General features: G+C 65.0%; 15 protein-coding genes. 6 read left to right on the top strand and 9 right to left on the bottom strand.

From position 1 onward, the window contains the following. Nucleotides 1-128 precede the first annotated feature (128 nt). The 4 genes from ASH04_RS00365 to ASH04_RS00350 all read left to right on the top strand — a co-directional run bounded on the left by ASH04_RS00365 (nucleotide 129) and on the right by ASH04_RS00350 (nucleotide 3798). Nucleotides 129-1376 carry a DUF6745 domain-containing protein gene (locus ASH04_RS00365; RefSeq protein ID WP_156394437.1) on the top strand — a complete coding sequence of 416 codons (1248 nt, stop codon included), beginning with the start codon at nucleotides 129-131 and terminating at the stop codon, nucleotides 1374-1376. 68 nt (nucleotides 1377-1444) lie between these two features. Beyond that, nucleotides 1445-1900, top strand: a complete 456-nt coding sequence (locus tag ASH04_RS00360) for a hypothetical protein (protein ID WP_027494677.1) — start codon at nucleotides 1445-1447, stop codon at nucleotides 1898-1900. A 139-nt stretch (nucleotides 1901-2039) separates the two neighbouring features. Continuing rightward, nucleotides 2040-3371 carry an MCE family protein gene (locus ASH04_RS00355; protein WP_032368698.1) on the top strand — a complete coding sequence of 444 codons (1332 nt, stop codon included), beginning with the start codon at nucleotides 2040-2042 and terminating at the stop codon, nucleotides 3369-3371. Nucleotides 3372-3438: 67 nt separating this feature from the next. Then, nucleotides 3439-3798 (top strand): STAS domain-containing protein, encoded by a 360-nt coding sequence (locus ASH04_RS00350; protein ID WP_032368699.1) that lies wholly within the window; start codon nucleotides 3439-3441, stop codon nucleotides 3796-3798. On the opposite strand, the gene ASH04_RS00345 is transcribed toward ASH04_RS00350, so the two are convergent. Then, nucleotides 3775-4932 carry a PP2C family protein-serine/threonine phosphatase gene (locus ASH04_RS00345; protein WP_370878755.1) on the bottom strand — a complete coding sequence of 386 codons (1158 nt, stop codon included), beginning with the start codon at nucleotides 4930-4932 and terminating at the stop codon, nucleotides 3775-3777. The two genes, ASH04_RS00350 and ASH04_RS00345, sit on opposite strands and share 24 nt — an antisense overlap. Then, nucleotides 4932-5732, bottom strand: a complete 801-nt coding sequence (locus ASH04_RS00340) for an alpha/beta fold hydrolase (protein ID WP_032368041.1) — start codon at nucleotides 5730-5732, stop codon at nucleotides 4932-4934. The genes ASH04_RS00345 and ASH04_RS00340 overlap by 1 nt, the downstream gene beginning before the upstream one ends. A 56-nt stretch (nucleotides 5733-5788) precedes the next feature. Here ASH04_RS00340 and ASH04_RS00335 point away from each other — a divergent pair, with 56 nt between their 5' ends. Then, entirely contained in the window at nucleotides 5789-6871 is a 1083-nt protein-coding gene (locus ASH04_RS00335; protein WP_052068603.1) for an NAD(P)H-binding protein, read from the top strand. Nucleotides 6872-6887: 16 nt separating this feature from the next. Here ASH04_RS00335 and ASH04_RS00330 read toward each other — a convergent pair whose 3' ends face one another. After that, complete coding sequence (locus ASH04_RS00330; RefSeq protein ID WP_032368700.1) at nucleotides 6888-8372, bottom strand: amidase; 1485 nt, start codon at nucleotides 8370-8372, stop codon at nucleotides 6888-6890. A 139-nt stretch (nucleotides 8373-8511) separates the two neighbouring features. On the opposite strand from ASH04_RS00330, the gene ASH04_RS00325 reads away from it, so the two are divergent. Continuing rightward, complete coding sequence (locus ASH04_RS00325; protein ID WP_057472479.1) at nucleotides 8512-9657, top strand: SGNH/GDSL hydrolase family protein; 1146 nt, start codon at nucleotides 8512-8514, stop codon at nucleotides 9655-9657. A 51-nt stretch (nucleotides 9658-9708) separates the two neighbouring features. Here ASH04_RS00325 and catC read toward each other — a convergent pair whose 3' ends face one another. The 6 genes from catC to ASH04_RS00295 all read right to left on the bottom strand — a co-directional run bounded on the left by catC (nucleotide 9709) and on the right by ASH04_RS00295 (nucleotide 15074). Then, on the bottom strand, nucleotides 9709-9993 hold the full coding sequence (gene catC, locus ASH04_RS00320; RefSeq protein ID WP_032384188.1) for a muconolactone Delta-isomerase: 285 nt from the start codon (nucleotides 9991-9993) through the stop codon (nucleotides 9709-9711). Nucleotides 9994-9998: 5 nt separating this feature from the next. Beyond that, nucleotides 9999-10865, bottom strand: a complete 867-nt coding sequence (gene catA, locus ASH04_RS00315) for a catechol 1,2-dioxygenase (RefSeq protein ID WP_032384189.1) — start codon at nucleotides 10863-10865, stop codon at nucleotides 9999-10001. A gap of 43 nt (nucleotides 10866-10908) precedes the next feature. Beyond that, nucleotides 10909-12012 (bottom strand): mandelate racemase/muconate lactonizing enzyme family protein, encoded by a 1104-nt coding sequence (locus tag ASH04_RS00310; protein WP_032384190.1) that lies wholly within the window; start codon nucleotides 12010-12012, stop codon nucleotides 10909-10911. After that, entirely contained in the window at nucleotides 12009-12938 is a 930-nt protein-coding gene (locus tag ASH04_RS00305; protein ID WP_027494687.1) for a LysR family transcriptional regulator, read from the bottom strand. Before ASH04_RS00305 ends, ASH04_RS00310 begins: the two co-directional genes overlap by 4 nt. 144 nt (nucleotides 12939-13082) lie before the next feature. Beyond that, nucleotides 13083-14258, bottom strand: coding sequence for a 4-hydroxybenzoate 3-monooxygenase (locus ASH04_RS00300; protein ID WP_027494688.1), 1176 nt, complete (start codon nucleotides 14256-14258; stop codon nucleotides 13083-13085). 66 nt (nucleotides 14259-14324) lie between these two features. Beyond that, nucleotides 14325-15074 (bottom strand): IclR family transcriptional regulator, encoded by a 750-nt coding sequence (locus tag ASH04_RS00295; protein WP_027494689.1) that lies wholly within the window; start codon nucleotides 15072-15074, stop codon nucleotides 14325-14327. Nucleotides 15075-15079: the final 5 nt, after the last annotated feature.

The raw sequence follows: 15079 nt of genomic DNA, 5'->3' as shown, positions 1-15079 counted from the left end.
AAACTCGACTCCTGCTACGAACTTCCGCGCACGTGGGCAACCCTTGCGCTCGGCCGAATCTCGTGTCACTCTTGGTTCATGACAACAGGAAAGGCGGACACCGCCTCACCGAAGTGAGCGCCGTGCCGATGCCGTCGACATTCCCCCGTCGAGGCACATTCTCCGAAGATCCCGATTCCTACGCCGAAGACATCCGCGCGGTCTGTGCGCAACGCGACCGGTGGCTCGATTACGGACTGAAAGCCGGCCCAGCCGACAGATCTGTCGCGGAACATGCTGTGGCACAACTGTATCGATCTGCCGGGTTCGACGAGCCCGAGTTCCATTGGGTGCCGTCGCCTCGGGCTGCAGCGACCTTCATCGCCGGCAGACACTTGGCGAGAACACCGTCGATATCCACCGCCGGCACCGAGGTGGACGCCGCGATCGCGACCATGTTGTCCGACTCCCGGCACCGTATGGACCGCATCATCGAGCGCCGCCACATCGAATGGCCGCGGGAAAATCGGTGGTCGGCGGTCAACGGCAGCAACGACTTTCGAGCCCGCGGCATTGTCGCCCGCGGTACCCCGATCGAGGCGGCCCTCGCCGGTATCAGCCCGGATCCCATCATCGACCGGACCGTCCGTACGTCGTTGCACACCAGCCTGTTCGACGGAATTGCCACTTCCATCCGCACGACCACTCCCCGCCCGTTCGGCTCCATCACCTGGTACGGCCAACAGGAAGCCCATCGCGTCGCCTACTACGACGCTTTCCGTCGCCACGGCCTCGCCCGGTTCTCCTTCGAAGACGTCGAACTACTCGACGTCCAAACCGCCCTCATCGAGTCGACGGGCTGGTGGTGGGCGTTCGAGAACATCGCAGTGATGGCAGAACGGCCCACCTCCGTATACGTCGAACCGCTACCCGATTCACCGCACGGTGAAGTGCGGCTGCACAATTCGGAGGGCCCGGCCGTGGAGTTCGCCGACGGCAGCGCAGTCCACGTACTGAGCGGCACCGTCGTTTCGAGCTGGGTGATCGACAATCCCACGGTCGACCGCATCACCGTCGAACGCAATGTCGAAGTGCGACGAAGCGCCATCGAACGAATCGGCTGGGACACCTATCTGGAGCAGGCAGGCCTACGTCTTGTCGACACCGGCCAGGATCCGGGGAACCCGGGCTGCACCCTGGAGCTGTACGCAGCACCGGAGGGCTGGCAGGACGGGGGACGAATTCTGCTCGCCGTCAACGGTTCCCGTGAACGCGATGGCCGGCGTCGCCGCTACGGCCTGCGGGTCCCCGCCGCCTTCACCTCCGCCATCGACGCGGCAGGCTGGACCTACGGTCTGGCCGGAGCCGACTATGCCCGGCTCCTCCGCCGTACGTGACTCCGCACGAACTCCATCGATACCCACACCACAACTACCCACCCCAACGACCAACCACAGGTGACCCCATGAACTCGAACATCACGCTGTCCACTCTCACCGACCGCACCGGTCTGGATGTCTTCGACTACCTCGACAAGGAGATATCGGTGCCCGTCGTCAACGGGTCGCAGGCCCAGGGAGATCTGATCGTCGTCCCGCTCGCCGTACTCGACGGCATCGTCGTCACCACCGAACGGACACGACACGAGACCGTGCCGTTGTCCGGCATCGAACTGCTCCGCAGTGCGGCGGGCGGCAATCCGCACAGCCTCGTCGCCGACGGCCGCGGGTGCACGTGGTCGAGTCCGGTGCACGACGTTCGACGCCTTGCTCTGGGCATCCTGAGCAATTCGGAGACCGCCTACCTCATTCACCCCGAACACGGAGCCACCGGAATTGCACCCGGCCGATACGTCATCGGGCGTCAGCGCGAACGCGGCGGAGACGGCTGGTTCTCGTCGACGCAACTGATCGCGGACTGACACACCGGCCGAGTGTGATCTGTATCGCATCACCCGGGCACTGATAGGTGCATCTCAGAAGGGGCGTCGGAGCAGTAAGTGTGACTCTATGTAGCACTAAGGTTCGCGTCATGACTGCTGTTGTCGCACAGACCGTCGCATGACCGGCGCCCCTTCGCCGGCGCAGAACCGTCTCCTCGGAATCGGACTGGTCGTGCTCATCGTGGTGTTCGTCGGGTGGAGTGTCACCTCGTACAACAAGACCTTCGTCGACGTCGTGACCGTCTCCCTCGAGACCGACAGCGTCGGCAACGCGCTGCCCCGCAATGCCGACGTCAAGGTGCGCGGCATGATCGTCGGCGAGGTCCGATCGGCTACGACCACCGACGGCGTCGTCACCTCGGAACTGGCGATCGAGCCGGACAAAGCGCCGATGATCCCCTCGAACGTCACGGCTCGCCTGCTGCCCAAGACTCTCTTCGGTGAGCGGTACGTCGCGTTGATTCCGCCGGACGGCAAGCCCGGTTCGCCCATCACCGAGGGCACCGTGCTGAAGCAGGATCGCAGCGGAAATGCCATCGAGGTGGGGCAATTGCTCGACGGCCTGCTGCCGTTGCTCCAAGCCGTGCCGCCACAGGATCTCTCGAACACCCTCGGCGCACTGGCACAGGGGCTCAGCGGCCGCGGAGAACAGCTGGGCCTGACGATCGATCGGCTGGAGAACATCTTCTCCGGACTGAACACCGAACTCCCCGCCATCCAGCAGGACCTACGCGGATTGGCGGACTTCTCCCAGACCTACGCCGATGCAGCTCCCGAGTTGGTCAGCGCTCTCGACAATCTGCGGACCACCGGCAACACCGTCGTCGAGAAGCAATCCGCGCTCGCGACGCTGTACACGTCGGTGTCATCCGCCTCGAACACGACGGCGGGCTTTCTCGAGGCGAACTCGACGCAGCTGATCGGTCTCGCCGCGAATTCGCGCGAGGCACTCGAAGTGCTGGCCGAGTTCTCCCCCGCCCTGGGTTGCACGGTCGCGCAGTTCGCCGAAGGGGCCCGACGCGGCAGGATCGTCACCGGCGTCGGCGACGAGTATCCCGGCATCAACGTCTCGATGCCGTTCGTCAATCCGAAGGGTCGATACCTGCCGAACCAGGACGAGCCACGGCTGTTCGAGCAGACCCGCGGACCGAGCTGCTACACCCCGCTCGACCGCAATGCGGGCGAATACTTCCCGCAGTACCCGGGTGGGTCACCCAACGACGGCTCGTACCAGGTGCCAACCAGAAACCCGGGCGAGCAGAACATCCCGGTGCTCTCGGCTCCACAGCTCTCCCCCGTACCCGCCTCGTATGCGGGCTCGGTCACCGAGCAGCAGACCCTGGCCGTCATCTACGGCGGTGCCACCGGAATCGCACCGGAGGCCGTCCCCTCCTGGACCACGACGGTGGGCGCGCCTGCGCTTCGAGGAACTCAGGTCACGCTCCGCTGACACCGCCTGATTGAATGGTCCGCATCCCCCGTCGACGAGCGCGGCGGGTAACGATTCAGGAGTACAGATGCCAGTCGACACGAACGCCGCAGGATTCTCGATCCAGTCCTCCAACGACGGGCGCGCGGCCGTCATCTCGGTAGCGGGCGAGCTCGATGTCACCACCGCTCCGGCACTGTCCGAGGCCATCACCGCACAGACCGCGACCGGCCCGGCTGCACTGATCGTCGACCTGAGCGGAGTGTCGTTTCTGGCCTCGGCGGCCATGACCGTTCTCGCGACGGCGCAACAGGATCACGGAGACTCCCTGTCGTTCTCGGTCGTCGCCGACGGACCGACCACCAGCCGGCCGATCAAACTGATGGGCTTGGATCAGGAATTCACCCTGCACGCCGACCTGCCGTCAGCCCTCGCTGCCCTCGACTGAGTCGGGGGCCGGGGATACGCCCAGTGCCATGACGGCGGCGTCGTCGGCCAGACCGTCGCCGAAACTGCGCAGCAGCAACCGCAGATCGTCGACGATGGCTGCCGGAGTCGCCGGAGCGTGTGCCGTCGCGAATTCCAGGAGAGCACCGTCGTCGTCGTATCGGCCCCGGCCGACTCGCGCTTCGGTGAGACCGTCGCTGTAGAGCATCAGGGTGTCCCCTGCTTCGAGCGTGACGGTCGCCGGAACGAAGCGAGCGTGCCGAAGTATTCCGATCAGCTGGCCGCCCGTCATGGGCACGTAGTGGGCGGTTCCGTCGGCACGAAGGACCAGCGGTGGGGGGTGCCCGCCACTGGCCATCGATACCTCGAATCCGGTGTCCGTTCGGCTCAGAATGCCGAAGACTGCGGTGCAGAACTGCGCATTGGCGTCCCGAAACTCTTGCCGCAGAACAGAATCCAGATTCTGCAGCACCGCGACGGGGTTCTCGTCGTACACCGCTGCCGCGCGCAACGTGTACCGCGTCAGCGACGTCACAGCGGCCGCCGATGCACCTTTGCCACAGACGTCGCCGAGAAAGAAGCCCCAGCAGTCGTCGGACAACGGAAACAGGTCGTAGAAGTCGCCACCCACCTCGTCGCGGGACGCTGCCCGGTAGTGCGCCGCGGCGGTCATCCCCGACGGCGGTAGCAGTGCGGGCGGCAACAGCGACCGCTGCAGCGTCTTGGCCAACAGTTCTGCACGCGTGCGTGATTGCAGCAATTCGCGCTCGTAGGTACGGCGATCGCGAGCGTCGAGCGCCGTGATGCGGATCAGTACCGGCCGGCCCTCTGCGTCGATCTTGACGTTCGCCGTGATGAACACCGGCAGCCGTCGACGATCCGCCGTCACCAGGTCCAGTGCAATGCCGTCGAGCTTGCCGTTCATCAACAGCATCGGCCCGAAGTGGGTCTCGTAGTGAATGCGTCCACCGACGGTGAGCAGCTCCCCGAAATCGGTACCGACCAGCGCGTCGACCTCGAAGCCCAGCCAGGTTGCCAGCGTCGAGTTCAGTCGCGCGATCCGCATGTCGGGGCGTACGGACAGGTACCCGCATGGCGCATTCTCGTACAGGTCCTCGACATCGAGGTCATCGATCACGACGGTCTCACGAAGTCCGCGATGGTCTCGGCCGTCAGTTCGGGTGCGGTGATCTGCGGGCAATGGCCACTGACGTCGAGCGTGATGCGGACGCTCCCCGGGATCTGTTCGTGCACGAACCGGCCGACCTGAGGCGGTGCGAGCGAGTCGCGCGCACTGTCGATGATCAACGTCGGCACCGGTACTGCAGGCAGATCCGCCCGGTTGTCGGACAGAAAGGTGGTGCGGGCGAACACCCGTGCGCACGCCGGATCGGTTCGGCACACGCTCGCGGTCCACATGTTCTCGAGTTCCGGTCGATCGGGTGCGTTCACGACCACCGATGCCATCGATGCGGACCAACCGAGATAGTTGCTGTCCAGCGATTCGAGCAGTTCGTCGATGTCCTCTGCACTGAAGCCGCCGCGGTAGTCGCCGTCGTCGATGTACCGGGGGGACGGAGTCAGCAGAATCAGCTTGGTGAATCGATCGGGCGCAGCGGTGGCGGCCAGCACCCCCATCATCGACGCCACCGAGTGACCGACCAACGTGACGTCGGTCAGGTCCAGTTCCTGCGCTATCTCCACGATGTCGGCGGCGTACGTGCTCATGTGGGCGTATCTCTCGGCGTCCCAGGCCGCCGGGTCCGCTGCCCCGGCCCCCACGTGGTCGAACAGGACGATCCGGAATCGCGAAGCCAGGATCTCGGTGACGCCTCGCCACAACGTCTGGTCGCAGCCGAAGCCGTGCGCCAGCATCACGACCGGGCCGTCGGCAGCTCCGACGACTTTCACGTTGTTCCTGATACGCGCACTCACCTGCACAGTGTGTCATCCGGCACCGGAAGCGGGGAGTGAGACTGCCCGGACAGGGTATGACCCCTGTCTACAGAAACGAGAATCTCATGCGAGTGCTGGTCACCGGCGCAACCGGATACATCGGATCTCGGCTGATCCCCGTGCTTCTCGAACAGGGCCACGAGGTACACGCCGCGATGCGTGACCCCAAGAAGAAGTCGCGCTTCGCCTGGGGTGCGCACGTGATGGCTGTGCACTTCGACCTCGACGACCACGACAGCTTCGACTCCGCTACCGAGAATGTCGACGCGGTGGTCTACCTGGTCCACTCGATGGACGAGGGCGATTTCGTCGAGAAGGATCGCCACGCCGCGCAGTCGATGGCCGCTGCCGCGGAACGCAACGGGCTCCAACGAATCGTCTACCTGTCCGGTCTGATTCCCGACGACGGCACTCCACTGTCGGATCACCTGCGCTCACGGCTGCAGGTCGAGGAGGCGTTCCTCGACAGTTCCGTCGATGCCACCGTCCTCCGGGCCGCCATCATCCTCGGTTCCGGATCGACGTCGTTCGAGTTGGTGCGACGCATGACCGAGCGACTGCCGGTGACGCCGATTCCGACGTGGATGCGGAGGCAGGTGCAGCCGATCGCCGTCGTGGACGTCGTCGCCATCATCGCCCGCGCCCTCGGCGATACAGCCCGTCCCGGATCGTTCGACATCGGCGGCACCGAGACGATGAGCTACCCGGAACTCCTGCAGGCGTACGGCAGCGTCGCCGGTCTGCGCCGAGCACAGATTCCGGTGCCACTGCTGCCGACGGGGCTGGTCGGCCGCGCGGTCGCAGTCATCACCGCGATGCCGCCCGGCACCGTGATCTCTTTGGTGGAGAGCCTGACCCACGACATGGTCGTGCGACGCGGTAATGCCGCGACGGACGTGTTCGCAGAACCGGATACGACGTTGCTCAGTGTGCGGGAGGCCTTGGAACGCTCCATCACGGTGGCAGCCGAGGAAGGTACGGACGCACACGCCGATCCTCAGGCCGCAGCCGACACCGATCCCGACTGGGCAGGCGGAGTCGTCGACATCGTCGACGGCACCGTGCGACAGCGTCCGTCCGGCATCGCAGGCAAGGTCCAGCTCGGAGCGACCCGCTAGCCGGTGTCGCTGTCTGTCAGCTGATGTCGCTGTAGCGATGAGCCCAGGGCACTGCTCGTTCCAACTGCGCTGCGAGTTGGACGAGCAGCCCCTCCCCGCCCAGCGGGGCGAGAAAGTGTGCGCCCATGGGCAGACCTGCGCTCGTCCAGTGCAGGGGAACGGACAGGGCGGGACGCCCGGTGACGTTGGCGGTCTGGGTGTACGGAATCCACGAGATGTTCTCGTCGATCATCTGATCCACGATGCCGGTGTACTTGAGCATTCCCGCAGTTCGGCTGCGCAACAGCAAGTCCGATGCCAACTGCAGCGGCTTCGCGAGCTCGAACGCCCCGATCTTCGGGGGCAGCTCGGCCAGAGTCGGGGTCAGCAGCAGGTCGTACGTCTCGAAGTAGGTGGCCAGGGCCCGCACGTGCACGTGTCGTCCCTCCACCGCATCGAGGTAGTCGACTCCGCTCGCGGATCGGCCGAGCGCGGCCATGATTCGGGTGTCCCGCTCGAATGCGTCGTCACCGCACCCGGTTCTGCGCTTGACCTCTTCCATTTCCCACGCCAGGTACGTGAACCAGGCGAGCAGGAATTCGCGGTTGAGCGCCGCGTCGTCGAACGGCGGGGCCTCGAGGAGTTCGACGGTATGGCCCAGTTCGCCGAGCGTCGTTGCCGCCGATTCCATCGCAGCGATCGCCTCCGGGGCCGGAGACGGATTCACCGAGGTCGCGGCGTACATGCCGATCCGTAACGGCCGCGGGTCGGTGTCCATCCGAGACAGGAACCCGTCGGGCGGCGGCGTCGACGAGTATCCCGACGTCGGCTCACCACCGGCGAGTACATCGAGCATCGCGGCGGTGTCGCGGACCGATCTCGACACCACGCCCTGTACTGCGGCCCCGTGCATCGGCTCGCCGAACGTCGGTCCCGACGGCACCAGCCCGCGGCCGGGCTTGAGCCCGACGAGTCCACAGCAGGCCGCCGGAATGCGGATCGAGCCGCCGCCGTCGTTCGCTCCCGCCACCGGCGCGATCCCGGCCGCGACCGCCGCGGCGGAGCCACCCGACGAACCACCGGGAGTTCTGCTGCGGTCCCACGGGTTTCGAGCCGGGCCGAACACTGCCGGCTCGGTGATTCCCTTGGCACCGAACTCCGGGGTGTTCGTCTTACCGAAGATGACCAGGCCTGCCTCGAGCCAGCGCTGCACCACCGTCGCGTGTTCGGGCATCGGCAGCTCGGTGAGTGCGCGCGAACCACTGGACGTGGGCAGCCCCGCGTAATCCTGCGACAGGTCCTTGATCAGAAACGGCACCCCGGCGAACGGGCCTTCCAGCGTTCCGGCCAGCCGCTGCTCGGCCTCCTCGCGCATCGGGCGCACGATCGCGTTGAGACCCGGGTTCACCGACTTCGCCTGCTCCAGTGCGCAATCGAGAAGTTCACGCGGGGTGACATCGCCTGTGGAGACCAACTCGGCCAGCCCGAGGCCGTCGTACGTCCGATACTCGTCGATGCGCATGTGGCCACCTTAATTACGTGCGGCCCATCCGTGTGCGAAACGGTTTGCCTAAATGCATTAGGCAAATATACGGTTCGTATAGGAAAGCAGGTGCGCCAGCTGCCTTTACCTCAGCCCGACACGAGAGATCGAGACCACCATGATCACTACCGACATCTCCGACACACTTCTGCACGGCGCGGCCGAGCTGGAACGAACCGACAACGGCGTGCTTCCTCATCGCCTGCCACGCGCAGCTCGTCAGCGCTTCACCGACCCCCAGCTCACGATGGCGGAATCTCAGCCGTCCGGAGTTCGGTTGATCTTCACCACGACCGCCACCATCATCGAGATCGAGGCAGTGGCGACCCGTCGCGCATTCCTGGGCCTGCCTCCGCGGCCGGCCGGACTGTTCGACCTGCGAATCGACGGCGTCCTCATCGAGCGCGTTCCGACGACGGGTGGCATCACCACGACCATCGACATGGCGACGGGGTCGGTCACCGATCAGGTCGAGCCGACCGGTGTCGCGCGGTTCTCCGGGCTGTCCGCAACCGACAAACACGTCGAAATCTGGTTGCCGCACAACGAAATCATCGAACTGGTCGCGCTGCGTACCGACGCCGCTGTCTCACCCGTCGTCGACACCCGACCGATCTGGATCGACTACGGCAGCTCCATCAGTCAGGGATCCAACGCCACAGGACCCAGCACCACCTGGACGGCCCTCGCCGCCGCGACAGCCGGTGTGCAACTTCGCAATCTGGGTTTCGGCGGAAGCGCACTGCTCGATCACTTCGTAGCGACGGCCATTCGGGACGCGCCCGCCGACCTCATCAGCCTCGAGATCGGAATCAACCTCGTCAACTCCGACGTGATGCGGCTACGCGCATTCACCTCCACGGTGCACGGATTTCTCGACACCATCCGCGACGGTCACCCCCACACCCCACTGTTCGTGATCTCCGCGCTCCTGTGCCCCATCCACGAGAACACCCCCGGCCCAGGTGCATTCGATCCGGCGGCATTGGCGTCGGGCACGGTGAAATTCGCGGCGACGGGTGATCCCGCCGAGGTGCGTGCCGGAAAGCTGACTCTGACCGTGATCCGCGAGGAACTCGCCCGCATCGTGTCCGAGCGCGCCACCGCGGACCCCCACCTTCATTACCTGGACGGCCGAGAACTTTACGGAGACAACGATGTCGAGGACCACCCGTTGCCGGATAGGCTGCACCCCGACCAGTCGACGCATGAGCTGATCGCCCACCGCGTCGTCGACCGAATCTTCCCGCGAACTCGAAGTTAGGGACGGATTCCGCGGATATTCCGTCCCCAACTTCGAGTTCGGCGGGGTCGATCACCCCGCGGAAATGTCCGACGGGTGTTGCGCGAGCGGGGACACCTCGATCGTCATGTACGGGAACAGTGGGAGATTCCACAGGATTTCGTGTAGCCGCTCGTTGTCCCGGACATCGAAGATGCTGAGGTTGGAGTACTGGCCGACGATGCGCCAGATGCTCACCCACTCCCCGTCCCGCTGCAGTTGCTGCGAGTACGCCTTCTCCCTGGAGAGGGTGTCCGCTCGTACGTCCGCATCGAGGTCCTGCGGCAATGCGACGTGCATCTTCACGGCAAAAATCATGTGGCTCAGCCCTTGTCGAGTACGAAGTCGTACGTCACTTCTTGGCCGCCGTCGACTTCCCGAGGATCGAGGATCAGTTCGGGCTTGACGGCGTTGGCGACGTCGTCGTCGTTGTGTGCGTCGCCCGGGAAATAGAGCTGGGTGGTGATCTGCTGATGCCCGGCAGCCGCAACTTTGAGGTGCAGGTGTGCAGGACGCCACGGGTGCCAGCCGGCCGCGGAGATCAGCTTGCCGCAGGCCCCGTCGGTCGGGATCTGGTACGGGGCGGGCTTCATCGTGTGGATCCAGAAGTTGCCCTGATCGTCTGCCGTGACCGTGCCGCGCAGATTCCACTCCGGGATTCCGGGCGCGAACTGCGAGTAGAAGCCGTCGGAATCGGCGTGCCAGATCTCGATGACCGCATGCGGGAGTGGGCTACCGTCGACGCTCGTGACCTGACCTTGGAACAGCAGCGGTGTGCCCTGTTCGCCGTCGCGAGTGGGCAGGATCGCGGCCGACCCGAGCTCAGGGGCATTCGGAACGTAGTACGGACCTTCGATGGTGCCCTTGCTGCCTTCACGGGTTTCGCCGGCAACTTCTTCGACGACGTGCTCTACCCAGACGTCGAGAAACAGCGGCCACTCACCGGTCTGACCGACGTTGATCAGCCAGGCCTTGAGTGCGTTGTACTCGTCGTAAGTGACCTTGTGTTCGCGAATCGTGTCATGGACTGCCGAAATGACCTGTCGAGCAAGCAGACTGACTCGCTCCGGCGGGGTGTCGGCGGCTGCCTGCTTGTCGGAGGTGAAACGCTCGGTGGCGTTCGCCCCCGACGCGGCTGCGGTGGCCACCTCGGTAGCGGATTCCGTCGAGGGTGCGTGGTCGATGCTCATGGAGAACTCCTTGGCTCACAGTTGCGTTCTTCGGGGCTGAAGATCAGTGGTCGGTGCGGTATTTCGCGAGCTTGTCGGGGTCGATACGCACGCCGAGGCCCGAGCCCGGCAGTACGTGCAGTTCGCCGTCGCGGATGACGAGGCTTTCGGTCAGCAGGTCGTCGCTCATGTCGAGGAAGTTCGACAGCTCGCCTGCTCGGCGTGAGGTGAGGTCGAAGGCCGCGCCGAAGGCGACGGTGCAGGCTGTGCCGAGCTGGCCGTCGATCTGGTTTCCCATCACCACGTCGACACCGAGCCCTTCGCACAGGTGATGAGTGCGGAGCGAGCGGGTGAATCCGGTGCGAGCGGTCTTGATACTGACGGCGGTTGCGGACCCACCGAGGATCTCGCGAGTGACCTCCGCCGGGGTCGTCGCCGATTCGTCGGCAACGAACGGAACATCGAGTTGCTGTACCAGCCAACGACGCCCGAGGACGTCGTCTGCCGGGCACAGTTCCTCGGCAAGAGTGAGCCCCAGATCCGACATCTCTTTCATGGCACGCGCAGATTCGGCAGCGGTCCATCCGCGATTGCCGTCGACGTACAGTTCGACCGTCTCACCGAGCCCCTCTCGCAGTGCGCGGACCACGGCGGTGTCGAGCTCTACGGGCCTTCGCCCGACTTTGACCTTGAAGACTCCGATGCCGTATGTCTCTCGCATCCGACTCGCCTCGTCGACCATCGCTGCAGGCGTGTCGAATCCGAGCATGTGGCTCACCCGCATACGGTCGGTGTAGCCGCCGAGGAGTTCGGTGACGGGTAGGTCGAGTGTCTGCCCGAGCGCATCCCAGATGGCCATGTCCACGGCAGATTTGGCAACCGGATTACCCACTGTACGAGCAAGTTTGGCATTGACCACCTCCCTCGAGGTGAGCGGCAGTCCCACGACGGCCGGCGCGAACAGGGTCTCGATTACCGCCACCACCCCGCGCTGGGTCTCGCCGTACGTGAACGGCCGAGGCGGAGCGTCGGCGACTCCGACGACACCGTCGTCGGTATGAACGCGTACGAGAACGTGGTCGGCGGCATCGACCTCGCCGCTGGCGAACTTCAGCGGCTTTCGATACGGAATCGAGTACGGGATAGCCTCCACAGCAACGATTTTCACAACGCGTCCTTCGACTGAGCAGGCGGTACGGATAGTTCGAGCGGAGGGAGCACTCCCGCGTCCTCCAACGCTGCGACCAGCGCATCGACGAGTGCCGACGGTCGGTCGCGGTGCCACGCCAATGCCAGGTCGATCGTGCTCGCTCCGGCGATGTCGCGGAACACGACGCCGTTCAACTGCAGAGCGCGGACGGATTCGGGAACCAATGCCACACCCAACCCGGCCGCGACGAGGGCCAGCAGAACCGAGGTGTCCGGGGCTTCGTGTTCACGACGAGGACTGAAACCCGCTGCGCGACAACTACGCACCACGGCGTCGTTCATCACCGAGTGCGTGTCCGCATACATCACGAAGTCCTCGTACATGAGGTCGGCCATGCCGAGCGCTGCCTCGGCGGCGTACCGGTGATCTACGGGCACCGCAAGCAGCAGCGACTCGGTGGTGATGGTGCGTACGACGAGGTCGTCACCTGCCACGGGTGGCCGCAGAACCGCGACGTCGAGCTGCTCCGACCGCAATCCCTCCACCTGAGCGGGGGTCAACAGATCCCCGTGAATTTCGAGCGCGATCCCGGGAAGGCGCTGCTTGATCGCACGGGCGATCGGCGGCAACTGATCGAATGCCGCCGTGCCGGTGAAGCCGATACGTACCAACCCGTACCGGCCATCGGCGATGCGTCGGACACCGCGGTTGCTGCGTTCGAGATTGTCGAGGTTGCGGACGGTCTCGCGGTAGAAGAACTCCCCCGCCGGAGTCAGGCTCACTTGACGCGTGGTTCGGGTGAGCAGGGTGACGCCCAGTTCGGCCTCGAGCTGTCGGACCGACTGAGACAATGCCGGCTGCGCCAGATGCAGGCGTTTGGCTGCCTGACCGAAGTGACAGGTCTCGGCCACGGCGACGAACTGATGAAGATGCCTCAGTTCCATCGATTGCCTCCTGTCGGTTCGTATCACGCTCAGGCGTGACCCTGCCCACAGTAAGCCCGCAATCCATTGATGACAAAGACCTATTTGCAGCTCATTGATAAGTCGGAGCGATCAATTCCTCGCGGTGCACACGCCGCCCGCCGATCAGAATCCGATCGGCAATCCGGCGTAGTTCTCCGCCAGTCCCATGGCACCCGCCTCGCTGGACGCCACCCATTTCAGTTGCGAGAGTTGCAGTTGCGCGTCGAAGGGGTCGTCGCCGGTATGCAGCATCGTGGTCATCCACCACGAAAAGTGGGTGCAGCGCCAGACGCGCCGAAGTGCGTCGTCGCTGTAGCTGTCTGCGGCCCGCGAATCGTTCCCCTTCAGCTTCTGCGCCAGGGCAGGCGCGAGCAGAGCCACGTCGGCTACCGCGAGGTTGAGGCCCTTCGCTCCGGTGGGCGGCACGATGTGCGCGGCGTCGCCGGCCAGGTACAGGTTGCCGTGTCTCATCGGTGTCTGCACGTAGCTGCGCATCGGCAACACGCTCTTCTCGGTGATGGGGCCGGGGTTCAGAGTCCACCCGTCCTGACCGTGACCGAGCCTTAACGCCAACGCATCCCAGATGCGGTCGTCGGACCACGTGTCGATATCGGTTCCGTTCGGCACCTGCAGATACAGCCGGCTGACCGTCGACGAGCGCATCGAGTGCATGGCGAAGCCGTCCTGGTGCCAGGCATAGATCAGTTCGTCCGTCGAGGGGGCGACATCGGCGAGCACCCCGAGCCAGGAGTAGGGATAGACCCTTTCCCAGGTGTTGCGCACCGAATCGGGCATGGCCGCCCGGCTCGGTCCGAAGGAACCGTCGCATCCCGCAACGACTGTCGCGTCGATTCGCACCGCGTTGCCCGACGCGTCGGTGAACGTGACGTAGGGGGCGTCGGATTCGACGTCGTGCAACGCCGTATCCGAGACGTCGTAGTAGATCTGTTGGCCGGCCTTCTCGCGTGCCACGACGAGGTCCTTGGTGACCTCCGTTTGCCCGTACACCCAGACACTCCGGTCGACGAGATCACGAAAGTCGATGTGGTGCCGCTCTTCCGGCCACTGCAGGTAGATGCCTCGATGCTCGTCGCCCTCGCGGTGCAGACGCTCACCGAGTCCGTGTTCGTCGAGCAACTGGACCGTCGAGTGTTCGAGGACTCCGGCCCGGATTCGGGAGAGCACGTATTCCTGAGTACGTGACTCGATCAGAATGGAGTCGATCCCCTGCTCGTCGAGCAGGTGGGACAGCAGCAGACCCGCGGGCCCTGCACCGATGATGGCAACCTGTGTACGCATGCAAGCAGTAGACCCCGGGATTTCGAGCCGAACAAGACCGCACTTCCACTGAGTGAAAACGGCCGACTACCCGCCGAGACTTCGTCCGATCCCCTGGGCCGCAACCTGAAGTGCGGCAACCAGTCTCACTCGATCGCGGCCCAGCTTGGGAACCACGATTCCCAATGCGGCGACCACACTGTCGCCGGCATGGACCGGCACAGCCACCGAACACGCACCGAGTGTCATCTCTTCGACCGTCTGCGCGAAGCCCTCGCGACGCACTCGACGCAACTCGCTCTCCAGCTGGCCAGGATGCGTCACCGTGTACGGGGTGAGGCGATCCAGGGAGCGCATCACCTGCTCCTGCACCTCCCGCGGCGCGTACGCCAGCAGCACCTTGCCGACGCCGGTGGCGTGCAGCGGCAGCCGAGCGCCGACGCGACTGACCGCGGGAACCGATGCGTGGCCGGCCAACCTGTCGAGATAGAGCACTTCGCACCCGTCGCGGATGGCCAGGTGCACCGTCGCAAGGGTCGCTCCGTAGATGTCGTGCAGAAACGGTGATGCGATGTCGCGAAGATCGGACTGATCGGGTGCGAGCAAGCCCAGTTTCCACAACCGCCTACCGACGACGTAGCGCCCGTCGTCGCCCCGGACCAACGCACCCCACTCCACCAGTTCTCGCACCAGTCGATGCGCAGTGGCGATGGGTAGGTCGGCACCGGCGGCCAGGTCGGTCAAGGTCAGCGACGGAGCCTTCTCGTCGAACACCCCGAGCAAGGCCAGCAGCCGCGCGGCCACCGAGACTCCGGGGTCTCGAGCATTGCCAGCCATGACAT

This window comes from Rhodococcus sp. Leaf233, assembly GCF_001426165.1.
GTDB classification, from domain to species: Bacteria; Actinomycetota; Actinomycetes; order Mycobacteriales; family Mycobacteriaceae; genus Rhodococcoides; species Rhodococcoides fascians.
This window is presented reverse-complemented; position numbering and strand designations above follow the sequence as displayed.